This window comes from Micromonospora sp. WMMD956 (assembly GCF_029626125.1).
Taxonomy (GTDB): domain Bacteria; phylum Actinomycetota; class Actinomycetes; order Mycobacteriales; family Micromonosporaceae; genus Micromonospora; species Micromonospora carbonacea.
On sequence record NZ_JARUBI010000005.1, the window covers coordinates 556,010 to 578,206 of the forward strand.

General features: G+C 75.5%; 19 protein-coding genes. 8 read left to right on the top strand and 11 right to left on the bottom strand.

All coding sequences use genetic code 11. The features are described 5' to 3' along the window. Positions 1-134 precede the first annotated feature (134 nt). The 3 genes from O7628_RS02640 (at position 135) to O7628_RS02650 (ending at position 5,195) form a co-directional block, all read left to right on the top strand. Positions 135-2,609, top strand: coding sequence for a GAF domain-containing SpoIIE family protein phosphatase (locus O7628_RS02640; RefSeq protein WP_278128073.1), 2,475 nt, complete (start codon positions 135-137; stop codon positions 2,607-2,609). 42 nt (positions 2,610-2,651) lie between these two features. Next, the gene (locus O7628_RS02645) at positions 2,652-4,256 is read left to right on the top strand and encodes a GMC family oxidoreductase N-terminal domain-containing protein (RefSeq protein WP_278128075.1); all 1,605 of its coding nucleotides are present in this window, start codon (positions 2,652-2,654) and stop codon (positions 4,254-4,256) included. 66 nt (positions 4,257-4,322) lie between these two features. Continuing rightward, entirely contained in the window at positions 4,323-5,195 is an 873-nt protein-coding gene (locus tag O7628_RS02650) for an aldo/keto reductase (RefSeq protein ID WP_278128077.1), read from the top strand. Positions 5,196-5,233: 38 nt separating this feature from the next. Here the strand turns inward: O7628_RS02650 and O7628_RS02655 are convergent, their stop codons facing one another. The 3 genes from O7628_RS02655 to O7628_RS02665 all read right to left on the bottom strand — a co-directional run bounded on the left by O7628_RS02655 (position 5,234) and on the right by O7628_RS02665 (position 8,857). After that, the gene (locus O7628_RS02655) at positions 5,234-5,989 is read right to left on the bottom strand and encodes an alpha/beta fold hydrolase (RefSeq protein ID WP_278128078.1); all 756 of its coding nucleotides are present in this window, start codon (positions 5,987-5,989) and stop codon (positions 5,234-5,236) included. Positions 5,990-6,230: 241 nt separating this feature from the next. Then, positions 6,231-6,674 carry a hypothetical protein gene (locus tag O7628_RS02660; protein WP_278128080.1) on the bottom strand — a complete coding sequence of 148 codons (444 nt, stop codon included), beginning with the start codon at positions 6,672-6,674 and terminating at the stop codon, positions 6,231-6,233. A gap of 14 nt (positions 6,675-6,688) precedes the next feature. After that, on the bottom strand, positions 6,689-8,857 hold the full coding sequence (locus O7628_RS02665) for a M48 family metalloprotease (RefSeq protein ID WP_278128081.1): 2,169 nt from the start codon (positions 8,855-8,857) through the stop codon (positions 6,689-6,691). Positions 8,858-9,220: 363 nt separating this feature from the next. On the opposite strand from O7628_RS02665, the gene O7628_RS02670 reads away from it, so the two are divergent. Beyond that, a complete protein-coding gene (locus O7628_RS02670) occupies positions 9,221-9,985 on the top strand; it encodes a class I SAM-dependent methyltransferase (RefSeq protein ID WP_278128083.1) in 765 nt (254 codons plus the stop codon). Here the strand turns inward: O7628_RS02670 and O7628_RS02675 are convergent. Then, positions 9,906-10,250, bottom strand: coding sequence for a hypothetical protein (locus tag O7628_RS02675; protein ID WP_278128085.1), 345 nt, complete (start codon positions 10,248-10,250; stop codon positions 9,906-9,908). The two genes, O7628_RS02670 and O7628_RS02675, sit on opposite strands and share 80 nt — an antisense overlap. After that, positions 10,247-10,498 (bottom strand): hypothetical protein, encoded by a 252-nt coding sequence (locus tag O7628_RS02680; protein ID WP_278136457.1) that lies wholly within the window; start codon positions 10,496-10,498, stop codon positions 10,247-10,249. Before O7628_RS02680 ends, O7628_RS02675 begins: the two co-directional genes overlap by 4 nt. A 33-nt stretch (positions 10,499-10,531) precedes the next feature. On the opposite strand from O7628_RS02680, the gene O7628_RS02685 reads away from it, so the two are divergent. Beyond that, complete coding sequence (locus O7628_RS02685) at positions 10,532-10,690, top strand: DNA-binding protein (RefSeq protein ID WP_278136458.1); 159 nt, start codon at positions 10,532-10,534, stop codon at positions 10,688-10,690. 103 nt (positions 10,691-10,793) lie between these two features. On the opposite strand, the gene O7628_RS02690 is transcribed toward O7628_RS02685, so the two are convergent. After that, the gene (locus tag O7628_RS02690; RefSeq protein WP_278128087.1) at positions 10,794-11,627 is read right to left on the bottom strand and encodes an SAM-dependent methyltransferase; all 834 of its coding nucleotides are present in this window, start codon (positions 11,625-11,627) and stop codon (positions 10,794-10,796) included. An 864-nt stretch (positions 11,628-12,491) separates the two neighbouring features. Between O7628_RS02690 and O7628_RS02695 the strand changes: the two genes are divergently transcribed. After that, the gene (locus O7628_RS02695) at positions 12,492-13,058 is read left to right on the top strand and encodes a hypothetical protein (RefSeq protein WP_278128089.1); all 567 of its coding nucleotides are present in this window, start codon (positions 12,492-12,494) and stop codon (positions 13,056-13,058) included. A 440-nt stretch (positions 13,059-13,498) separates the two neighbouring features. On the opposite strand, the gene O7628_RS02700 is transcribed toward O7628_RS02695, so the two are convergent. Both O7628_RS02700 and O7628_RS02705 read right to left on the bottom strand, forming a co-directional pair. After that, complete coding sequence (locus O7628_RS02700) at positions 13,499-13,927, bottom strand: hypothetical protein (protein ID WP_278128091.1); 429 nt, start codon at positions 13,925-13,927, stop codon at positions 13,499-13,501. Positions 13,928-14,022: 95 nt separating this feature from the next. After that, positions 14,023-14,907, bottom strand: a complete 885-nt coding sequence (locus tag O7628_RS02705) for a LysR substrate-binding domain-containing protein (protein ID WP_278128093.1) — start codon at positions 14,905-14,907, stop codon at positions 14,023-14,025. 102 nt (positions 14,908-15,009) lie between these two features. Here O7628_RS02705 and O7628_RS02710 point away from each other — a divergent pair, with 102 nt between their 5' ends. Next, positions 15,010-15,966, top strand: a complete 957-nt coding sequence (locus tag O7628_RS02710; protein ID WP_278128095.1) for an FAD-dependent oxidoreductase — start codon at positions 15,010-15,012, stop codon at positions 15,964-15,966. A 32-nt stretch (positions 15,967-15,998) separates the two neighbouring features. On the opposite strand, the gene O7628_RS02715 is transcribed toward O7628_RS02710, so the two are convergent. From O7628_RS02715 to O7628_RS02725, 3 genes are all read right to left on the bottom strand, one after another. Then, positions 15,999-16,862 (bottom strand): hypothetical protein, encoded by an 864-nt coding sequence (locus O7628_RS02715; protein WP_278128097.1) that lies wholly within the window; start codon positions 16,860-16,862, stop codon positions 15,999-16,001. A 3-nt stretch (positions 16,863-16,865) separates the two neighbouring features. Further along, positions 16,866-19,412, bottom strand: coding sequence for an FtsK/SpoIIIE domain-containing protein (locus O7628_RS02720; RefSeq protein ID WP_278128099.1), 2,547 nt, complete (start codon positions 19,410-19,412; stop codon positions 16,866-16,868). A gap of 192 nt (positions 19,413-19,604) precedes the next feature. Next, entirely contained in the window at positions 19,605-20,432 is an 828-nt protein-coding gene (locus O7628_RS02725; RefSeq protein WP_278128101.1) for an SGNH/GDSL hydrolase family protein, read from the bottom strand. A gap of 195 nt (positions 20,433-20,627) precedes the next feature. Between O7628_RS02725 and O7628_RS02730 the strand changes: the two genes are divergently transcribed. Further along, positions 20,628-22,181, top strand: coding sequence for a M1 family metallopeptidase (locus tag O7628_RS02730; RefSeq protein ID WP_278128103.1), 1,554 nt, complete (start codon positions 20,628-20,630; stop codon positions 22,179-22,181). Positions 22,182-22,197 lie beyond the last annotated feature (16 nt).

A 22,197-nucleotide genomic window follows, 5' to 3' on the forward strand; every position in this document is an offset into this window, starting at 1 on the left:
CCGCCCGCGGACCCGCCCCGACCCAGCCTCGCACGCGCCGCCCCGCCGCCGGGGCCGCTCGGCGCAACTGCCGGGCGGCAGCCGCCGGATCGCCCCGGGGTGACGGGCCGGGCCCGCTGGTACGGTCCGAGGGGATGGCAACGGTGCCGGGGGCAGCGAGCGGAGGCCGCGGGGGGACGACGTCCCCGCCCGCCGGGCCGCCGCCGGACGACGCGCAGCGGGCGGACGACGCGCAGCGGGCCGACGATGCCCCGGGCCCGACCGTGCGTCGCCGCCGGCAGCCGGCCCAGCGACGGGCGGACGACGCGCACTGGCGGGCCGTCTTCGCCGCCGCCGGCGAGACGGGCGTCCGCGTCGCCCGCCACGACTGGGCGGCCACCCCGCTGGGCCCCGTGCACGCCTGGCCACAGAGCCTGCGCACCGCCGTGGCCAGTTGCCTGCGCTCCCCTGTTCCCGTCCTGCTGTGCTGGGGCGGGGAGCTGGTGGTGCTGCACAACGACGCGTGCCTGCCCCTGCTGGGCGACGCCGGGCCCACGGCGCTCGGCCGACCGGGCGCCGAGGTCTGGCCGGGCTGCTGGGACGTGCTCGGCCCCGTGCTGCGCGACGTCCTGGCGGGGGCGACCGTCACCCGCCCGGCGCGGTGGTCGCCGCCGGGCGGCGACGGCCCCGCCGGCGGGCGGCGGCTCACCTTCGCCCACAGCCCGGTCATCGACGAGTCGGGCACGCCCGGCGGGGTCCTCACGGCGGTCACCGTGAGCCCGCACGCCCCGGACGCGCCGGCCACGGCGGGCCCCTCCCGCGCCGCCGACGCGCCGGCCACCGCGGAGCCACCGGCCGGCGGGGGCATGCCCGGCGTCGGCGGCCGGCCGGTGCCGTCGCCCCGGCCCGCCGGCTCCGCGCCGCGGGCCGACGCCCCGGCGGCCCGGGAGGTCGACGACCGCAGGCGCACGCTGCGTCAGGCGGAGGCGTTCGCCCGGCTCGCGGGCGCGCTGAGCTTCGCCCGGGGCCGGGCGGGGATCGTGGACGTGGTGTGCCGCACCGCCCCGGCGCTGCTCGGGGCCGGCGCGCTGCGCGTGGCGACGGCCGACCCGGGCGCGGTCGTGCTGGAGGTGGCCGGCGACGGCGGGCCCGGCCGGCTGGACCTGGCCGCCGACGACCCGCTGGCCCGCGCGGTACGCCACAACGCGCCGGTCGCCGTCGCCGCCACGAGGGACGGGGACGGCGGGACCGCCCTCCCGCTGCGCTACGCCGACGGCGGCGCGCTCGGCGCGGTGGACGTGCGCTGGGCGCACCCGGTGGCCGCCGACGAGGAGCCGCGCACCCTGCTGGACGCGGTCGCCGGGCTGGTCAGCCAGGCGTTGCAGCGGGCCGAGCTGACCGGCTCGGCGCAGTTGATGGCGGACTTCGCCGCGCGGCTCAGCGCCACCCGTTCCACCACGGAGGCGATCGGGGTCGTCCTCGCCGGCGCGCCCGCCGTGCTCGGGGCGCGGCTGCCGGGGCTGGCGGTGCCCGGCCAGGGGCGGCGGCTGCGGCTGTGGGCGGGCGAGGACGTGCCGGCGGGGCTGCTTGCCGCGTACGACGAGATGACGGTCGACGACCCCCGTCCGCTGGCCACCGCGCTGCGCACCGGGGAGCGGGTGGTGATCCACGACCGGGCCGAGTTCGCCGACCGGTTCCCGGAGGGGACCGACACGGCGGGGGCACACGGCATGGTGACCACGGTCGCGCTGCCGCTGTTCGACGCCCAGCGCCGGCCGATCGCCGCGCTCGGGTTCGGCTGGCCCCGGCGACGCCCGCTGCGCGAGAGCGACCTGGCCCTGCTGGACACCGTCGCCGACCTGTGCGAACAGACCCTGGAGCGGACCCGGCTGGCCGCCGCCGAGCACGACCTGGTGACCCGGCTGGCCGGGCGGCTGCGCACCTCGGCGCGGACCGCGCCGCCCACCCTGGACGTCGCCACCCGCTACCGGCCTGCGGTCAGCGGCATGCACCTCGGCGGCGACTGGTTCGACCTGATCCGGCTCGACGGCGACCGGCTGGCCGTGGTCGTCGGCGACGTGGTCGGCCACCAGGTCGAGGCCGCCGCCGACATGGCGCAGCTGCGCACCATCGTGAACACGCTGATCCGGCTCGGGGTGCCGCTGGGCGAGGTCTTCCCCCGGCTGACCGACCTGATCGGCGCGGGGTTCCTCGGCACCTGCGTGGCGATGGTCGTCGACCCGGCCGCGGGCGAGGCGGCGGTGGCCCGGGTCGGCCATCCGCACCCGGTGCTCGCGCGTTCCGGCGGGACGCCGACGCCGATCGAGACGGCCGCCTCGCTGCCGCTGGGCATGGTGCGGGAGCCGGTGGCCGTGACGACGGTGCCGTTCCGGCCCGGTGACCTGCTGGTGGCGTACACCGACGGGCTGGTGGAGCGGCGCGGGCGGACGTACGACGCGGGGCTCGCGGAGCTGTGCGGCGTGGTCGACGCGGTCCGCGACGCCCCGGTGGAGGCGGTCGCCGACGCGCTGCTGGGCAGGCTGGCCGGAGCCGAGGACGACCAGGCGCTGGTGGTGCTGCGGCACGTCGACCCGGCCGCCCGTTCCCCCACGCCCTTTCCCCCACAGTGATCAAGCCACTACCTTCTGAGGGATTCTCGTAACCGGTGGTGAGTGAGGGATCGCGTGGAGGAGTTCGACTACGTCGTGGTGGGCGCGGGCGCGGCCGGGTGCGTGCTGGCCAACCGGCTCAGCGCGGACCCGGCGACCCGGGTGCTGCTGGTCGAGGCCGGCGGGTGGGACCGCAGCCCGTTCGTGCGCATCCCGAAGGCGTTCAGCCGGCTGATGGACGACCGGCGCACCGCCTGGCACTACCCGGCCGAGGCGGCGCCGGGGCGGCGGGAGGTGTGGCAGCGCGGCCGGCTGGTCGGCGGGTCCAGCTCCCTCAACGGCATGGTCTACGGCCGGGGCGACCGCCTCGACTGGGACGGCCTGGAACGCCTCGGCAACCCCGGCTGGGGGTGGGACACCATGCTGCCGGTCTTCACCCGGCTGGAGGACCATCCGCTGGGCGCGTCGCCCGCGCGCGGGGCCGGCGGGCCGCTGCGGCTGTCGACGGCGACCGGCACCGACGGGCTCTGCGAGGACGTGATCGCCGCCGGTCAGGCGCTCGGCTGGCGTCGGTCCGACGACCTCAACGCCACCGAGGACGAGCGGATCGGGTACGTCACGGCGACCATCCGCGACGGCCGCCGGGTCAGCGCCGCCGACGCGTTCCTGCACCCGGTGCGGGACCGGCCGAACCTGACCGTCGCGGTGGGCACGGCCGTGCGGCGGATCCTGGTGCACGGCGGCCGGGCGATCGGCGTACGGGCCGGCAGCGGCGGCCGCACCGTCGACTACGCGGCCTCGGCGGAGGTGATCCTCGCCGCCGGGGCGATCGCCAGCCCGCAGCTGTTGCAGGTGTCGGGCATCGGGCCCGCCGACACGCTGCGCCGGGCCGGCGTCGACGTGCTGCTCGACCGCCCCCGGGTGGGCCTCGGCCTGCGCGAGCACCGGTCGGCGCCGGTGCAGTTCCGGCTGGTCGGCGACGGCGGCTACAACCACATGCTGGGCAGCCTGCTCGGGCAGGGCCTGGCCACGCTGCGCTACGCGCTGACCCGGCGGGGCCCGCTGAGCCTGCCGGTGCACGACGTGGGGGCGCACATCCGGTCCGCCCCGGACGTCGACCACCCGGACGCCCAGTTGCTGGTCGCGCCGTTCTCGGCGGCCCCGCCCCGGCCGGGTCACGCGCTGGAGCTGGAGACGGAGGCGGGGATGATGGGGCTGTGCACGGTCACCCGGCCCGACAGCGAGGGCAGCCTGGCCATCTCCTCGGCCGACCCGGGCACGCCGCCGCGGATCGTGGCCAACTACTTCGCCACCGGGCACGACCGGCGGGTCCTGGTGGACGCGTTCCGCCGGATGCGGGAGCTGTTCGCCACCGCGCCGGTCGCCGGGCGGATCGCCGCCGAGACGGTGCCCGGCCCGGCCGTGCGCGGCGACCGGGAGATCGTCGAGGCGGCGCTGGCGCTGGGCTACTGCGGCTACCACGCCGTCGGCACCTGCGGCATGGGCCCCTCCGACGAGCACGTCGTCGACGCCCGGCTGCGGGTACGCGGCGTCGACGCGCTGCGGGTGGTGGACGCCTCGGTGCTGCCGGTGCTGGTGTCCGGGTACCTCAACGCGCCGGTGATGGCGCTGGCCTGGCGGGCGGCCGACCTGATCCTGGCCGACTGACTCCGGGCGGGCCGGGTACGGGAGCACAATCGACCGGACGACACGCACAGGATTGGGGTTCGACTCATGGGTGACGACGCTGGCAGGCAGCCCGCGAAGGCCTCCGGCACCTACCGGATCGGCGGCGACCTCCAGGTCGACCGGCTCGGCTACGGGGCGATGCAGCTCACCGGGCCGGGCGTGTGGGGCGACCCGCGGGACCCGGAGGAGGCGGTGCGGGTGCTGCGCCGGGCGTACGAGCTGGGGGTAACGTTCATCGACACCGCCGACTCGTACGGGCCGTTCGTCTCCGAGCTGCTGATCCGGCAGGCGTTGCACCCGTACGCCGACGACCTGGTCGTCGCGACCAAGGCCGGGCTGACCCGCTCCGGGCCGGGCGACTGGCGGCCGGTGGGCCGGCCGGAGTACCTGCGCCAGCAGTGCGAGCTGAGCCTGCGCCACCTGGGCCTGGAGGCCATCGGCCTCTACCAGCTGCACCGCATCGACGCGAAGGTGCCGCTGGCCGACCAGCTCGGCGAGCTGGCGCTGCTGAAGCAGGAGGGCAAGATCCGGCACATCGGGCTGTCCGAGGTGACCGTCGCGCAGATCGAGCAGGCCCGCCGGATCACGCCGATCGTGTCGGTGCAGAACCTCTACAACCTGGCCGACCGCAGCGCGGAGGACGTGCTCGACCACTGCGAGCGCAACGACCTGGCGTTCATCCCGTGGTTCCCGATCGCCACCGGCAACCTGGCGAAGCCGGGCGGCCCGCTGGACGCGATCTCCACCGACCACGGCGCGACGCCCGCGCAGCTCGCGCTCGCCTGGCTGTTGCGGCGCTCGCCGGTCGTGCTCCCCATTCCGGGTACGTCATCGGTGGCGCACCTGGAGGAGAACGTGGCCGCCGCCCAGGTGCAGCTCACCGACGACGAGTACGCGGCCCTCGCGAAGGCGGCCTGAGCCGGCGCGCGGGGCCCGAGGGCGCCCGTGGGCCAGAGTCAGAGGGCGTAGCAGTCGGGGCGCACCGGGGAGTCGGTCAGCGCGCCCCGCACGACGGTGTACGTCGTGCCGTCGAGGACGAGGCCGAGGTGCCCGACGAGCCGCAGCGGGCACCACGACTGGATGAGCACGTTGGTCGCCCCGTCGGCGAGGGTCGCGTTGTCGACGGGCCGGACCAGCTCGTCCTGGAGGGTGCGCACGGCCGTCCACCGCACGTCGCCCGGGGTGTCGTCGCCGTCGTTGAGCGCGGTGAGGAAGCTCGACCCGATCGCCATCTGCTGGCAGGCGACGATGCCGAGGCAGCTGCCGAGGCCGAGGAACTTCGCGATGTCGGCGACGTAGGTGCCGTAGTGCGGGGTGCCGAGGCTGACGTACCGGCCCACCTTCGTGCCGCCGCCGAGGTTGCGGATGAGATAGCGGGACACCAGGCCGCCCTCGGAGTGGGCGACGAGGTCGACGCGGGCCGCTCCGGTGCTGGCGCGCACCTGGTCGACGTACGTTCCGAAGGCCCGCGCGGAGTCGGCGATGTCGCCGAGGCCGAGGCCGGGCAGCTGGAAGATCGACACCCGGAAGCCGTCGGCGCGCAGGCGGGCGGCGAGCGGCTCGTAGCCGAGGGCGGGGGTGCTGAGCCCGGCGACGACGATGACGGGGTTGCCGGCAGCGGCGGCCCGGGCGGCGGCCGGGGACGGGGCGGCCAGCGCGGCGGCGGTGGCGGTGGACGCGGCGAGGGCGACGAGGATCTTCCGGAGCAGCATGGCTGCACCTCCTGGTGGGGGTGTCCCGGCGGGGGCCGGGTGGAGGCGAGAGCGTTCCGATCGATCGTGGAAAGATGATGGGGCCGGCAATCCAGTCACGTCAATGAAAAGTTACGCGTGAGTAACAGAATGTCGCGCCCAGCGCGAATTCCGGCGACCCGAACTCATGATCGACTTCGTGTCGGGGAGGTGGCGGTATCAATCCCCCGTGGATACCACCACCTCCCCGACATGATCTTGGCTACCCGCCAGCGCCCACCTCGCCGGCCGCCTTGCCGGACCCGGCAGCCTCGCCGGACTGGGCCGCCTGGCGGAGCGCCCGGGTCGCCTGGTCGATCAGCTTCGTGGCGTCCGTGCGGCCGTTGACCTGGATCTCCACCTCGGACTCCCCCGCCTGCACCCGGACGCTCACCTCGGTGCGCTGCTGGTCCACCCAGCTCTGCAACAGGTTGAACAGCCCCGGCAGCAGCGCCTGCGCCACCACCGCGATGATCACGGCGTCACTGAACCCGGGCCGCCCGCCGGAGCGCCCGCCCCCGGCGGCGCGCACGGCGGCGCGGAACTCGGGGCGCTGGTGGATCCAGCTCAGCAGCGGCACCCGGGGCGGCCGGGCGGCGCGCGGCGTCAGCACCAGCCGCACCGGCTGCCGCGCCCCGGCCGACGCCCCCGTCGAGCTCTCCGTCACGTGGTCGCTCTCCTTCACTCGCCGTTGGGCAGGAACGTGATCCTGCCGTCGACCACCGACAGGACGCCCTCGACGCCGAACGAGTCGTCGTCGCTGAACGGGCTGGCCCCGAAGTAGCCGTCGGTGGTGCCGGTCGCCAGCACCGACCCCTGCGCGTCGTACGGGGTCGACACCCGGGCCGTGGCGGGGCCGGTCAGCTCCACCGCGATCCGCGGGTACTCGGTGATCTTCCAGGCGATCTTCTTCACCGTGCTGCCGTTGTAGTAGCGGAAGGGGCAGCCCTCCGGGGCCGCCACCTTCTGCGCCGCGCAGTCGTCCAGGTGCCTGCGCACCTCCGCCTCGGCCGCCTCCCGCGCGCCCGGGGCCAGCACCGGCTCCAGCCGCACCTGGCCCGCGCTGTCCATCCCGGGGACGATGGCGACGGCCTGCGCCGGGGTCTCCGCGAGCACCGTGCTCTGCCCGCCGACCGTGTAGACGCCGGGCAGCAGCGCGAGGGTGTCCCCCTCCGGGGGCGTCTCGACCGGCACCCCGTTGACCGTCAGGCCCGCCTGCCCACCGGGGACGCCCAGCGCTACCGGCCCGCCGGTGAGCCGCCACTCGTGGAACAGGCCCAGCGTCGCCGACTCCTCCCGGCGCAGCGACAGCTCGGCCGGCACCCGCTGGCCGGCGAGGGTGAACTCGACCTTCGCCGTCGCCTCGTCGCCGTCCCGGTCGACCGAGAGCACATCCACGTCGTCGGGCGGCTGGTAGCCCTCCGCCTCGACCAACGCGGCGAGCCGGTCGACGTCGCCGACCGCCGACCGCGCGTCGGGGGTCACCAGCTCCAGGGCCGCCCGGGCGTCGTGGTCGGCCAACGCCGAGAAGTAGCCGTCGACGGCCTGCGCCGGGCGGAACAGGGCCCACTGCGTCACCCCGAGCAGGGTGCCGCCGAAGGCGCAGGCCAGGGCCAGCGCGCCGGCCACCAGCATCGCCCGTGGGGACGCGACCGCCCCCGGCCGCCCGAACAGGCCCTCGGCGGTCACCGGGGCGGCGACGACGCCGTCGGCAGCCGCCGGGGTGAGCGCTTCCAGCCGGTCCAGCCGCAGCTCGGACGCCGGATGCGTGGCGCAGACCGCCTCGTCCCAGCCGCTGCGCCCGCTCTCGAACGACTTGCGCCGCTCCAGCATGTCCCGCAGGCCCTGGGCGTGGCCGGCGAGCACCGCGCCCGCGTCGGCGCGGTACTCGGCGGCCCGCACGTCGCGCGAGTGCAGCGGCAGCACCACGTACTTCATGGTGAGCAGCACGGGCCAGAAGAAGACGAACACCACGAAGTTGGTCGCCGGATGCGGGAAGGTGCGCATCAGCCACGTCGGCACGGCGTGCAGCAGCACCAGGGGCAGCGCCACGCCCCGGACGAACGCGCTGGTCACCTCGTCGCCGGTGCGCCAGTGCACCAGCTCGTGGCTGAGCAACGCCGCGACGTTCTCGTCCGGCTCGTCGAGCAGGCCGGTGGTGACGACCACGTGCCGGGCGTACGCGCGGGCGTTGGTGAGCACCGGGTCGTCCTCGATGAGCAGCCGGGGCACGGTGGGCAGGCCGAGGGCACGCGCGCAGTCGTGCAGGACGGGTTGGAGCCGTTCGGCCTCGCGGCGGCTGAGCCGGCGCGCGCCCGAGACGGCCAGCAGGCGCGGCTCCCACATGATCCGGTACAGGGTGTAAAGCACGCCGATCAGCGCGGCGGCGCCCACCATCCCGGCCAGGCCGGTGAACAGGTTCGCCGGCTCGTCGAACGCGTCGAGCCAGGGCCAGACCAGCACGAACAGGAAGCCGGCGAGGAAGCCGAACGCGACGCCGACGAAGCTGCCGAGCACCCCGCCGGAGCGGGCGAGGAACGCGTCGAGCAGCGAGCCGACGAGTGGGGCGTCCCGCACCGGCTCCGGCAGCACCTCGCCGAGGTTGCCGCCCCCGTTGACGATGCCGGCCACGCCGGCCACGATCGCGCACGACACCCCGAGGAGCAGCGCGGCGGGCACGTAAAACCAGGTGGCCAGGAACGCGCCCAGCACGCCGCGCCAGTCGCGCAGCACCCCGGCGCGCAGCCAGACCAGCACGCTCGGGTATCCCGGGGGCCGGGCGGCGAAGCGCTGCGCGAGGCCGGAGGGGCCCCCGCCCCCGGCGGCGGGCGCGGGGTCGGTGGGTGTCACGGGCGCAGCCGGTGTGTCGGCTGCGGCAGGTCTGACGTGCGGGTCAGCGTCCGGGTCGCGCACGGCGGCTCCTCGGCTCGACCGCCACCGCGGAACGGGTGGCGAGGGGGAACGGATAAGGGCACGGCGTATCGGACGGGCGGCTCGGCCGACCGTCGGAGGAATTGCGCAGGTGCGATGAGAGCCGCCGATCCCATGAACGGGAGCCGACGACGACGCAGCACGTTACCCGTCCATAGTGGATCTCGCCAGCAGATTACCGACAATGGTTCGTGACCGGAGTCAGGGACGGCCGACAATGGAGTTCCGACGGAAGGTGAAAACCGCTCGCCATATTGGGCGGAGACATCGACACTGTTCGCCGTGGACGACGCCGTGCGACGCAACCGGGCCGCCTGGGAGACCGCCGCCGGGAAGTACGTCCGGGAGCACGACGGCCTGCTGCGCGAGGCGCGGGAGGGCACGTCGCTGCACCCGTCCGAGATCGAGCTGCTGCGCCCGCTGCTGCGCGCCGCGCCGGTGGTGGTGCACCTACAGAGCGGCCACGGCCTCGACGACGTGGCCCTGGTCGCGGCCGGCGCGCGTACGGTGATCGGGGTCGACTACAGCGCGGTGACGACCGGCGCGGCGCACCGGCGTGCCGCCACCCTGGGTCTGGCCTGCCGGTACGTGGTCGCCGAACTCCCCGGCGCTCCGCTGCGCGACGGCTGCGCGGAGCTGGTCTACACGGGCAAGGGCGCGCTGATCTGGATGCGGGACCTGGCCGCCTGGGCGCGCGACGTCGCCCGGCTGCTGCGGCCGGCGGGCCACCTGTTCGTGTACGAGGCACACCCGGCGGCCGCCCTGTGGAGCTGGGACGCCGACGAGCCCCGGATCCGGGCCGACCGGAGTTACTTCGGTGATTGCTTCGTCAACGACACGTTCCCGGGAAACGGGGCGGTGGAATTCCAGTGGACCCTGGGGGAAATCGTCGGCGCGGTGCTCGCCGCCGGGCTGGAGCTGCTCCACCTGGCCGAACACCCCGAACCGTTCTGGCGGCCGGGCGGAATCACGGCGGCGGCCTGGTCCGGGCGGCTGCCGAACGCGTTCTCCCTGCTCGCCCGCCGCCCGCCGGAGCCGGCAGACTAGCCAGCACCCGCAGCCCAGCCGGCTGCACAAAGATCGAGCGGCGCGCGACCGCGTCGCCCCGCGCGTCGATCTGGTAGCCGTCGAGCCAGGTCCAGTCGTGGTAGGTGACCCAGTCGGCGTGCACGCGGATCAGCCGGAAGAAGATCGGCTGGACGAACTGCGGGCTCGCCGCCCGGGCCACGTGCAGCAGCGTCCCGGCCCGCAGCAGGGCTTCGGTCGGGGCATAGGGAGCTGAGTCATCGGCGACATCACGCGCCGCGCTCACGGCTTCCCACCCGCGCCGCCGCCCGCACCGTCGTCCCCGGACCGGTCCGCCCCCCAGTCCCCCGCCCCCTCCTCGGGCTCCGGCCCGTGCGGCCAGTGCCGGTGGCTGATCGGCAGGCGGTGGCGGTGCCGGCAGGGCAGCTCGTTGCCGCACGCGCAGACGTACCGCCACCGAACCCACGACCACACGGGCTTGTGCCGACAGACCAGGGTCAGGGCGGTGGCGAGCAGGTACTCCTTGTAGGACACTCGGGGCCCTACGAGATCGCAGAGCGCCTGGGCGTGTCGCGGCAGCGGTTCCAGCAGCTCGCCCGGTATCCCACCTTCCCGAAGCCCTACCAGGAGCTACGCGGCATGAAGGTGTGGCTGGCCGAGGACGTCGAAGAGTGGATCAGGAAGTACCGCCAGCCGCGCCCCACCGAGGACGACACCCCGGAGTGAGCCTCCCGGCCCAGACGCCGGCCGGGCAGGCGGGGCGCGGTCCATCCCGCAACGCCGCCTACCCGGCCTGTGCGCATGCCGAACACGAGCGCGTAGTCACGGATCAGCCGGCGATCCGGCCCATCGCGCCGTAGCCGAGCTGCCGCGACGGCGTCTGGGCATCCACGTCCAGACCCGGGTCCGGACGCCAGTCCGCCATCAGGGTCACCCCCGGATCCACCAGTTCCATACCTTCGAACCAGGACGCGAACGTCGCCTCGTCCCGCACGTGGAGGGTCGCGCCGACCCCGGCCTGGTAGGCGGCGACCATTCGGTCGACCTGTGCTCTCGTTTCCGCGTCCACCGTGTCGGCCGTGAGGTGGGAGATCGCGAGGTAACTGCCAGGCGCCAGGGCTTCCCGGTACGCCGCGACGAGCCCTTTCGGATCATCCTCGTCGGGTACGAACACGAGCAGCCCACCCAGGATGATCCCCACCGGCTGCGACAAATCGATCAAATCGCGGACTGCCGGGTGTGCCCACACCTGTTCGGGGTGCATCCCGTCGGCTTCCGCCATGGCGACGAGCGGCTCCTTCGCCAGAATTTCCTCGCCGTGGACGACGGCCGACGGGTCGTTGTCCACATAAACTACCCGCGCGCGTGGGTTGAGCGCGTGCGCCACCTCGTGCGTATTGTTGGCAGTCGGCAGACCCGCCGCGATGTCGATAAACTGCTCCACCCCCTGCGCCACCAGATATCGCACGGATCGGCGCAGCCAGTCCCGGTTACCGCGAGCCAGCAGGTCGACGCTGGGCAGCGTCAGCTTGATGCGCTCCGCCTTCTGCCGGTCGATGGCGAAGTTGTAGAGCCCTCCCAGATAGTAATCGTAAATGCGTGCGATATTGGCGTTTTCCACGTCAGCTACCGCCCCATCCAGGCGGTTGGCGATTGCCGTCATTCGAGCCCCTTCGGAGGTTGCCACGGCGCGGGACCGGCTCGCCGGCCCGCCACATGATAGTCCGACAACCACAGATATTGCGATGATGTGTCCGCCATCGATTTGACTGAGCGGACATTCTTTCGGCAGCCCCGCTCGCGGTCGGACCTTCTCCGCGCGAAGAGCACGCCCGAGCCGTTGCAGTTTGAGGTAATTCGCCGGCAGACCCCAGAGACGAAGAGGAGTTCGACAGCTCCCGGGTCCCCGATGACGCCAGCCCATCGCCGTCACTGATTAGTTGAACCTCGTTACTCATCGTCGACTCCTGATGCACGGACTCCGAGTTCTTCGGGCGGTGGCGGCGAACTCGCGCACCGCCGCCTGGAGACTCCAGACGATCCCCGGGGGCGATCACCTCGGGCGGCAGCGGCGCGGCGGCATCCTCCAGAGAGGCCCTTCAGCCACGTGATGTCGAGGTGACCTTGCCGCGGGCGACTGCTCGTCCTGCCCGGCGGAGTGGACGTGCGGAACGAGGGTGCCCCGTCGGCGTCGAGCGCCTGCACCTGGTGCACGAACGTGGCGACCTGGGCCCGGGCTCCCGTTCGCCGCACCGGGTCGCGGGCCAGCGCCTCGCCGAAGCCGCGCGTCTTGACCATGGCGGCCTGGGCGTCGACGCAGCCGGGCGATTCCGCGTCGGCGCCCTACCAGACCAGCAGCGGTGGTCCGCCACGGTGAACACGACAGGATATGAGGAGATGCCCATATTCGCCCACCGCCGACGTATCGGGTATCCGACAGAAACTCACGAGAACTATCGACGATCTTCATCCGTTGATGAGTCAGGATTCTTCGCGATCACTGTGGACCGACACGACCGGGAGAGCCATGCGGGACAGCCTTCTCAGCACCGCCGACGAGGTGTTGGAGCGGCTCGAAGACGAGATCGCCTTCCTGGCGGAGGGCCTGGCCGGGGTGTCCGAACAGCTCACCTGCCTGACCGCCGAGCTCGACGGCCAGCTCGCCGAGGGCGCTCCCGACCAGGTGGGGCACACCCTCGACCGGGTCGCCGCGCTCCTGTGCGACCAGGTGCTCAGCGACCTGACGGCCCTGGCCGGGCTCGGCGCGATCCGCCACGGCCATCCCCCACAACGGGAGGACGACAGCGTCCACGCGATCCCCACGCCGACCGCCGTGGGCCTCCCCGCCGCCGGGCAGGGCGACGCGGGCCAGCGCCCGGCCGACGAGTTGCAGGCCCGGGCCGCGGCGGCGGCGGACCACCTCCGGCGCTTGTCGGCCTTCGTCACCGACCGGTTCGACCTGGCCCGCGCGGCGGCGGAACGTGGTGACGCCGACCGGGCGCTGGAGGAGCTGCGGCTGACGCGGGAGGCCGCCGGGAGCGCACCTGCGGGCTACCAGCTCTGGCTGACCTGCCTGGCCGACCTGCCCGGCTGACCCCGCCGCGCCGCCCCACGGCCACCATTCGCGACCCACACCCAGCAGCCACGACCCGCCGCTCACGACCCACGCGGCCCACGACCCACGCGGCCCACGACTCACAACTCACGATCCCGGCCCGCGACCAGCCGACCCCGGACGGTCGGGACGGGGATGGCCGTCGGCCGCTGCGGAATGTGACCACAGCAGCTCGGCGCCCACACCCCCGTGCGAAACCCTTTGCTCTGCACCCGCATGCGCAACAGTCACGCGCGGTAGCCTGTCGCTCGACCCCGCATTGATCCACGAAACGCTATGTGCAGAGCTGGACTGCAGTGTTGCGCGAGTGGGTGCAGAGCAAAGGAGGAACGGGAAGTCCTGCACGGTCGGCGGGTCCTCACGAAGAGTCACGCACCGTGCGCCGCCGCCCGCAGCCCCGCACGTCTCACGGAAAGTGATCAGCCTGCGGTGCGCTCCGGGGTGGCAGCGGGTCGGACCCCCGCTGCCACGGCCCGCAGCTCCGGCTCGGGCACCTGCTCCGGGTCGGCGCGCACGTCGACGGCCACCCCGGGCTCGACCAGCCGGAACGCCTCGCCGTCGCCGACGAGGCCGGTCACGCCGCCCTCGGTGAACTCGGTGAGTGGCCACGTCGCCGCGTCCCGTTCGTGGTAGTCGGCGAGGAAGTCCCGCAACTCGTCGAGCGTGCCCAGCCGGCCCCCGTGCAGGACGTGCACCCGCAGGTCGACGCGCCAGCCCTCCGCCACCTGCCGCTCCCACACCCGGGTCCGGAAACGCACCCCCTCCCACTCGCTGGCGAAGTCGGACACCTCTCCGTCGACCCCCGCCGGCACGTACCCGATCAGGAACCCGCCCAGGTCTCCGCTCATCGACGCCTCCCCTCGCCCGATCCGGCGCTCACGCCGAATCTTGGACAATCATCGTCCACAGCGGACGGCAACTGTCCAGGGTCTCCATCGAAGCATCAGTCCAGGAGCGCCACGAGGGCGTGGACGGCCGGGTTGGTGGTGTCGCGGTGCCAGGCGAGGGCGACGTCCACCGTGGGGGTCGGCGCGGCGAACCGGCGCAGGCGTACCCCCGGCACCTTCAACGCCCGCGCGCGACCGGCGGGCACGGCCGCGACCACGTCGCCCTGCGCCACCGCGCGCAGCAGCTGCTCGTCGTCGGGCTCCTGCCGGACCAGCCGGAAGCCGCCGTGCGGCCAGACCTGGGCGATGGTCCGGTCGAACATGCCGGGGCCGTTGGCGCGGGACCACATGACGGCCGGCAGGTCCACCACCTCGGCCCGGGTGATCCGGCGGCGGCCGGTGGCCAGCGGGTGCCCCGCCGGCAGGGCCAGCAGCAGCTCCTCGGTGTCGACGGTGCGGCAGGCGAGCGCCGGCTCGTCGACCGGCGGGCGGACGAACGCCGCGTCGAGCCGGCCGGCGAGCAGCCCCGCGACGTTCGGCGCGGTCCAGGCGGTCTCGGCGGCGACCTCCACGTCGGGGTGGGCGGCGCGGAACCGGGCCACCAGCGCGTCCACCGGGCCGCCGCGTGCCGACCGGGTGTACGCGAGCCGCAGCCGCCCGCCCCGGCCCTGCACCAGGCTGCGGATGCGGGCGACGCCGGCGTCGACGTCGGCGAGGAGCCGGACGGTCTCGGCGGCCACCCGCCGCCCCACCTCGGTCAGCGCGCAGCCCCGGCTGGTGCGGTGCACCAGCGCCACGCCGAGCTGGCGTTCCAGGGCGCGGATCTGTTGGCTGAGCGCCGGTTGGGCGATGTGCAGGCGGGCCGCGGCCCGGGTGAAGTGCAGCTCCTCGGCGAGCACGGCGAAGTAGCGCAGCCGGCGCAGGTCCGACCAGGCGTCCACCCCCGGATCATAAGCGCCGCCTATCGCCGCCCGCCCGGTTCCGTCTTGGACACCCGCCCGGACGGCCGGCCACGATCCGAACGACGACAGGAGGAGCGGACGATGGCGGAGCGGGCGGACGTGGTGGTGGTCGGCGGCGGGATCATCGGGTTGACCGCCGCCGTGACCCTCCAGCAGCGGGGCGCGCGGGTGACCGTGCTGGCGGCGGACGACCCGGCGGACACGGTGTCGACGGTGGCCGCCGCCGTGTGGTACCCGACGCACACCGACGCGGATCCCCGGGTGCTGCGCTGGGCGGGCGAGACCCACGCGGAGCTGACCCGCCAGGCGGGGGCGGGCGTGCCGGGGGTGGTGGCCCGGCCGACGCGGATGCTGCTGCGCCACCCCTACCAGGGCCCCCCGTGGTGGGCGGCGGCCACCGGGGACCTGGTGGCCGGGCCGGCCGAGCCGCCGTACACGGCGGTGCTGCGGTTCACCGCGCCGGCGGTGGAGATGACGCCGTACCTCGGATGGCTGGCCGGGCGGGTCACCGCCGGCGGGGGGCGGGTGCTGCGCCGCCGGGTGCGGGACCTCGCCGAGGCGTTCGACGTCGCCCCGACGGTGGTCAACGCGACCGGGCTGGCCGCCGGCCGGCTCGCCACCGACCCCGCCGTGCACCCCGTGCGCGGGCACCTGGTGCTGGTGGCGAACCCGGGGCTGACCACGTCGGTACGCGACGAGGACGACCCGGCCGGGATCACCTACGTGCACCCGCGCCGGCACGACGTGGTGCTCGGCGGCACGTACCAGCCGGGGGTGTGGGACACCGGGCCCGACCCGGAGACCGCGGCGGCGATCCGGCGGCGGTGCGTGGCGCTCGTGCCGGAGCTGGCCGGCGCGCCGGTGCTCGGCGAGCGGATCGGGTTGCGCCCGGCCCGGCACGGCGGTCCCCGGGTGGCGGTCGAGCCGACGGGCCCCGCCGGGAGCCGGCTGGTGCACGCGTACGGGCACGGCGGCGCGGGGGTCACCCTGTCCTGGGGGTGCGCGGCCGAGGTGGCCCGCCTCGCCCTGGCCGGCTGACCGCCCCGCGCGAGGCGATACCCGGGCTGGGCTCAGCCCAGCAGGCGGAACAGCACCAGGTAGCCGCAGTAGGCCAGCGGCATGAGCAGCACGCAGGTCACGAAGCCGAGCGGCACGAACCGGGGCGGCGGCCCGTCCGCGCCCAGCGCCGGCCGCCCCCACCGGCCGAGCACCAGGTAGCCGGCGACGAAGCAGAGCACGGGCAGCGCGCCGCAGGTGGCCACGTAGACGGCCCCCGGGCTGGCCACCACCCCCGCGACGCCGAGCAGCACCATCGCCAGCACGACGCCGGCAGCCGCGCACGCCGCGTAGACGGCCAGGGCCCGCGCCAGCGGCGACCACGCCGGCAGCAGCGGCGGCCGGCGGCCGACGGTCTCCGTGACGCCGATCAGCCGGTCGGCCTCGTCGGCCAGCCGCCGCGCCTCGGCCAGCTCCGCGCCCGGGTCGACGCCCCCGGCGCGGGGCGCGGGCACCCCGGCCGCCGCCGGCACCGCCACCACCGCGCCGGTCGTCCCACCCCGGGGGTACGCCCCGACGCCCGGCCGCCCCGGCGCGGCGGCTGCGCCGCCGGCCCCCGCCGTCCCCGGTTCCGGCGACCCACCGGCCCGCCCGCCGGACGCCCCCGCCCCGGACGCCCCCGCCCCGGTCCCTGCCGGCGACACCGTCGGCGAGGCGGGGCGCGCGCCCGGGGCGGCCGGCGGGTCGGCGGTGACGCCGGCGGCCCGGCCGAGCTGGTCGAGGCGGTGGGACTGGGCGTCGAGGCGTCGGGTGAGCTGGTCGAGCGTCGCGCGCAGGGCCGAACGGTGGCGGTCGGCGGCGACGGCGTCCCGGTCGGTCTCGCGGCGCTGGTCGGCGAGCTGCCGGGCCAGGGCGGCGTACTCGGCGAAGGTGGCCACGGCTCAGCGCTCCTCGTCGATCTCGTGTCCCGGCCCGGTGAACGGCACGATCAGCCGGGTGCGCTGGTCGTGCCGGTCCACCAGCAGCGCCCGGTCGGGACGCGGGGTGTAGGCGAGGTCGTGCTCGCCCAGGTGCAGCCCCAGCTCCGCGCCGGGGACGTTCAACGCGACCAGGCAGGCGACGTCGTCGCGGTGGTGCGTCCCGCCGAGGTCGTCGGCGAGCCGGCGCAGCCCCCGCCACCAGCCCAGCAGGTGCACCCCGTGGCCGGGGCCCTCGCGCAGCAGGGCGCGCAGGTCGTCCAGGCCGGAGCGGAACGTGGTCGGGTCGGTGCCGGCGAGGGCGGCCGAGGCCGCGTCCGCACCGAAGACCACCAGGTAGGTGCGGCCACCGGCGGGCCGGGCGGCGGCGAGGGCGGCGATCCGGTCGCGCAGGGCGGCCGGGTCGAGCCGCTGCACCGGGTGGCCGGCGGCGGCCAGCGCGGCGGCGAGCCCGTCGACCACCGGGTCGGCGGCGGCGACCAGCCCGGCGAGCAGGAACCGGGCCCCGCCGGGGGCGTGCTGCCGGCCGAGGCCCAGCGCGGCGGCGCGCAGGACCTCCGCGCCGACGGTCGAGGTGCCGACCACGGCCAGGTGCCGGCCCGGGGTGGCGTCGAGGGTGAACGAGGCGGGGCTGTTCGCCACGTCGACGACGCGGCCCACCAGGGCGACCGGGGGCCCGCCGCCGGGGCGCAGGGCGGCGAGGGCCGGATCGTCGTCGGCCCGCGCCGGATCGTAGCCCCGGAAGACGGTGGGCGCGGCGGAGCCGACCGGCCGCTCGCGCCACAGCTCGTGGCGCAGCCGGGCCAGCTCGGCGCGGGCCGCGTACGCGTCGGGGAAGCGGGCCACGGTGTCGGCCCCGGCCGCACCGGCGGCGGTGTTGAGCACGGCCGCGCCGATCGGCAGCGCGTCGGCGGCGGTGTTGAGCGCGTCGAGCACTCCCCCGCCGCCCGGCAGGGCCACCCGCAACGGGAACTGCCCGAAGATCGCCTCGGCGCGGCCGTACAGCGACTCGATGCCGGCGGTGGACTGGCTGGCCAGGACCAGGTGCACCCCGTACGAGCGGCCCTTGCGGGCCAGCTCCTCCAGCAGGTCGACGGCCTGGCGGGCGAGGGCGTCGGTGCCGGCGAGCAGCACCTGGAACTCGTCGACGACCGCCACGATCCGGGGCACCGCCGCGTCGCGGGGCAGGTCGGCGAGCTTCGTGACGCCGTGCCGCTTGAGGACGGTCGCCCGCCGGTTCAGCTCCCGGCGCAGCTCCCGCAGCACGGCCAGGCCGTATTCCCGGTCGCTCTCGATGCCGACGACGCGGGCGTGCGGCAGCCAGGACGGGTCCCGCTCGGTGGGCACGAACTCGGTGAAGCTGACGCCCTCCTTGAAGTCGAGCAGCCAGAGCTGGAGCTGGTCGGGGGCGTAGCGGGCGGCCAGCCCGTAGAGGGCGTCGAGCAGGAACACCGTCTTGCCGGCACCGGTGCGGCCGGCGACCAGCCAGTGCGGGGTGGCGTCGTCGAAGGCGACGGTGACCGGCTGCCGCCCGGCCCGGCCGACCACGGTGGACAGCCCGGCGGCGCTGGTCGCCGCCCAGCGGCGGGCCGGCAGCAGGTCGGCGAAGGCGGGCGGGGTGTCGCGGCGGGCGGCGGGGGCGAGGTGCGCGGCGAGGGCGGCCACGGTGGCCGGCGGCAGGTCGCCGTCGAGCACGACGGGGGCGGCCAGCCCGGAGCCGTCGGCGCTGAACGGGTGCCCGGGCGGGTCGCCGACGTGGGCGTACCGCTGCATCAGGCGCAGCGCGGTGGCCGCGCCCGGCGGCGGCGCGTCGGAGCCGGCGGGGCCCTGCTGGCCGGCGGCGGCGCGGTGGCCGGCGAGCAGCACGCAGACCGCGGCGGACGCCCCGGCGTGGGTGAGCGCGGCGAGCCGGGCCAGCTCGCGGGGGCCGGGCGCGGCGGCGACGACCAGCACCAGCAGCTCGCGGGCGGCCGGGGCGGCCGCCTGGGCGGCCCGGGCGTGCCGCTCGGCGGAGTCGAGCAGCGCGGCGACCTCGGCGGCGGTGGTGGCGGTCGGGGCGAGCACCCCGGCGTCGAGCAGCGGGCGCAGCGGCAGGAAGGTGGCCCCGAAGGCCACCGTGTCGATCCCGGCGACCCGGACCGTGCCGGGCGGGGCGGTGGCGAGCAGCCGCAGCACCACCGCGCGCAGCAGCTCGCCGACGCGCGGGTCGCGGGCGTCGGCGTCGACGGTGAGGTGGCAGCCGCCGCCGAGCGGGACGAGCACGGGGAAGCCACCGTCCAGGGTGGTCGCCTCGCCGACGCGGATCGGGGCGGGCGCGCCGGTCAGCGCGGTGACCCCGGGGGCGGGGGCGGCGAGCCGCCCGCCCACGGCGGCCAGCCGGGCGACGACGTCGGCGGCGGTGGGGGCGGCCGGGCCGGGCGCGCCGAGCGACCGGCGGGCCCGGTCGAGCCGCTCGCGGGCCTGCCGATGGGCGGCGACCGCCTGACCGTACGCCGACGCGAGCCTGCCCACCCTCTGTTGCCCCCCACGCGCGATGGCCGTCTGGTCCAGCGAACCCTAACGGACGCGCGGCGGCGTGGGACAGTCCGCCGCGACGGCGCGCGCACCGGCCCCGCCGGGGCGGCCGGCGGGGCCGGTGGTGGGCCGGCGGCGGGGCCTGAGGCGGGGCCCGCCGGCCGCCGGCCGTCTCCGCAGGGCGCGGGGTCAGCCGGTGACGGCGGTGAGCGCCGGCAGGTAGCCCAGCCGGTAGCCGTCGGCCTTCGGGTGGTACGCCTCGATGACGCCGGTGACGTCGTGGATCCACGGCACGGCGGCGCAGACGCCGTGCCCGGCGAAGTAGGGGCGGGCGTCGGCGAAGGTGGCCCCGGCCGCGGCGGCCCGGCCGGCGGTGATCGAGGCGAGCAGGTCGGCGGCCTCGTTGATGATGGTGCGCTTGTAGGCGCTCATCGCCAGCGCGCCGCAGGAGGTCGTCTCGAACAGGCGCGGGTAGCCGAGCACCACGAGCCGGGCGTTGGGGGCCTTGGCGCGGATCGCCGCGTAGGTGCGGTCGAGGCGGCCGGGCAGCTCGGTGGCGGCGAACGCCCTGGCCTCGTCCACCGCGCCCTCGCAGGTGCTGGTGCTGCCGAACCGGCAGCTCGTGATGACGTCGACGAAGCCGGCGTCGTTGCCGCCGATGGTGATGGTGACCAGGGTGGTGCTGGCGCTCAGCGCGTTCACCTGCTTGTTGATCACGTCGGCGGTGACCGCGCCGCCGCAGGCGGGGAACGCGAAGCTGGCGACCTGGTGGGCGGCGGCCCAGAGCGGGGCGTACGACTTGTCGCTGCGCAGGCAGGTGGACAGGTCGTACGGCCCGGCGCCGACGCCGGAGGAGTAGGAGTCGCCCAGCGCCACGTAGTTGACCGCGGCGGCGGCTCGGGCGGGTTTCGCGGCCTGGGCGGCCTGGGCGACGCCAGGGGCGGCCGCCGCGCCGAGGGTCGCGGCGAGCAGGGCGGTCAGCGCGGTCAGGGCGCGGACCAGCGGGCGGTGGGGCATGGGGAACCTCCGCGGGGGCAGGGGTGGTGGATCCTCGGAACCGCGCGCGTGGCCCAGGGGTGGTGGTTACTGGTCGGTAATGCTATCGAAACATTTCCATCGAGGGAATAGGGCGTGGACCGCCCACCGGGACACACCCGTTTACATCTGTCGATTAGGTTGGCCGGCGTACACCCGACGGAGGGAGTCCATTCCGTGCGACGCGTTCTCGCGGCGGCCATCGCCGCCCTGACCGTCTCCACCGCCGGCGCGGTCGCGGCCGGCACACCCGGCCACGCCGCCGCCCGATCGGGCTGGGGCCGGCCGGCAGCCGCCCCGGCCGCCCCCGGGCCCGGCAGCCCCGGCCTGGGCGACAGCTACTTCCCCGACTACGGCAACGGCGGGTACGACGTCGACCACTACGACATCCGGCTGCGCTACGAGCCCGCCACCGACCAGCTCTCCGGCACCACCACGATCCTCGCCCGGGCCACCCAGGACCTCACCCGGTTCAACCTGGACTTCGTGCTGGGCGTCCAGTCGGTCAAGGTCAACAACTACCCGGCCGTCTTCGCCCGCGAGGGCGCCCACGAGCTGGTGATCGCCGCGCCCCGCCCGATCGTCTCGGGCCAGTCCCTGACCATCGTGGTGCAGTACGCGGGTGTGCCCTCGCAGACCCGCGTCGACGGCTGGACCGGCTGGACGAAGACGACCGACGGGGCGCTGGCCGTCAACGAGCCCGAGTCGGCCTGGTGGTGGTACCCGAGCAACGACCACCCCAGCGACAAGGCCACCTGGGACGTCTCCGTGTCCGTGCCGACCGGCGTCGAGGTCGTCAGCAACGGCGTGCAGCCCCGGCCGCCGCTGGCCGAGCCCGGCAACCGGACGCGCTGGGGCTGGCGCAGCGCCACGCCGGGCGCGACGTACCTGGCGTTCCTCGCGATCGGGGACTACGACATCGTCACCGACACCGCGCCGAACGGGCTGCCGGTCGTCAACGCGTACAGCACCACGCTGGGCTCGCTCGGGCCGGCCGCGCGGGCCAGCATCGAACGCACCGCCGAGATCGTCGACTGGGAGAGCGGGATCTTCGGGCCGTACCCGTTCGAGGCGCAGGGCGGCGTCGCCGCCCCGGCCAACAGCATCGGCTTCGCCCTGGAGACGCAGACCCGCTCGGTGTACGGGTCGGGCTTCTGGCGGCGCGGGTCGAACACCTACGTGGTCGTGCACGAGAACGCCCACCAGTGGTTCGGCGACTCGGTCTCGGTCGCCGACTGGAGCCAGATCTGGCTCAACGAGGGCTTCGCCAGCTACGCCGAGTGGCTCTGGTCGGAGGAGCAGGGCGAGGGCACCGCGCAGGAGTGGTTCGACTTCACCTACGCCAGCTACCCGGCCGACGACGGGTTCTGGCAGGTGCCGCCGGGCGACCCGGGCGCGAACAACGTCTTCGACGACGCGGTCTACGACCGGGGCGCGATGACCCTGCACCAGCTCCGGCTGGCCGTCGGCGACGCGGCGTTCTTCCGCATCCTGCCGGCGTGGACCGCCGCCCACCGCCACGGCAACGGCACGATCGCGCAGTTCCAGGCCCTCGCCGAGCAGGTCTCCGGTAAGGACCTCGACGCCCTGTTCACGACCTGGCTGTTCACCAAGGGCCGCCCGGAGCTGACGGCGGCCGGCTCGGCGGCCCGCGCCGCCGCCCCGGCCGCCCCGGTCAAGCCGAAGTCGTGGGCGAAGGTCCACGAGGCCCACGAGCTGCTCGCCCACTGAGAAGACCGGGTGCGGG

Excerpts from the sequence above, each read along its gene's own strand:
- O7628_RS02700 (WP_278128091.1), bottom strand. The coding sequence starts at position 13,927 with ATGAGCGGAGACCTGGGCGGGTTCCTGATCGGGTACGTGCCGGCGGGG.
- O7628_RS02725 (WP_278128101.1), bottom strand. The coding sequence starts at position 20,432 with ATGCCCCACCGCCCGCTGGTCCGCGCCCTGACCGCGCTGACCGCCCTG.
- O7628_RS02655 (WP_278128078.1), bottom strand. The coding sequence starts at position 5,989 with ATGCTGCTCCGGAAGATCCTCGTCGCCCTCGCCGCGTCCACCGCCACC.
- O7628_RS02650 (WP_278128077.1), top strand. The coding sequence starts at position 4,323 with ATGGGTGACGACGCTGGCAGGCAGCCCGCGAAGGCCTCCGGCACCTAC.
- O7628_RS02640 (WP_278128073.1), top strand. The coding sequence starts at position 135 with ATGGCAACGGTGCCGGGGGCAGCGAGCGGAGGCCGCGGGGGGACGACG.
- O7628_RS02710 (WP_278128095.1), top strand. The coding sequence starts at position 15,010 with ATGGCGGAGCGGGCGGACGTGGTGGTGGTCGGCGGCGGGATCATCGGG.
- O7628_RS02695 (WP_278128089.1), top strand. The coding sequence starts at position 12,492 with ATGCGGGACAGCCTTCTCAGCACCGCCGACGAGGTGTTGGAGCGGCTC.
- O7628_RS02690 (WP_278128087.1), bottom strand. The coding sequence starts at position 11,627 with ATGACGGCAATCGCCAACCGCCTGGATGGGGCGGTAGCTGACGTGGAA.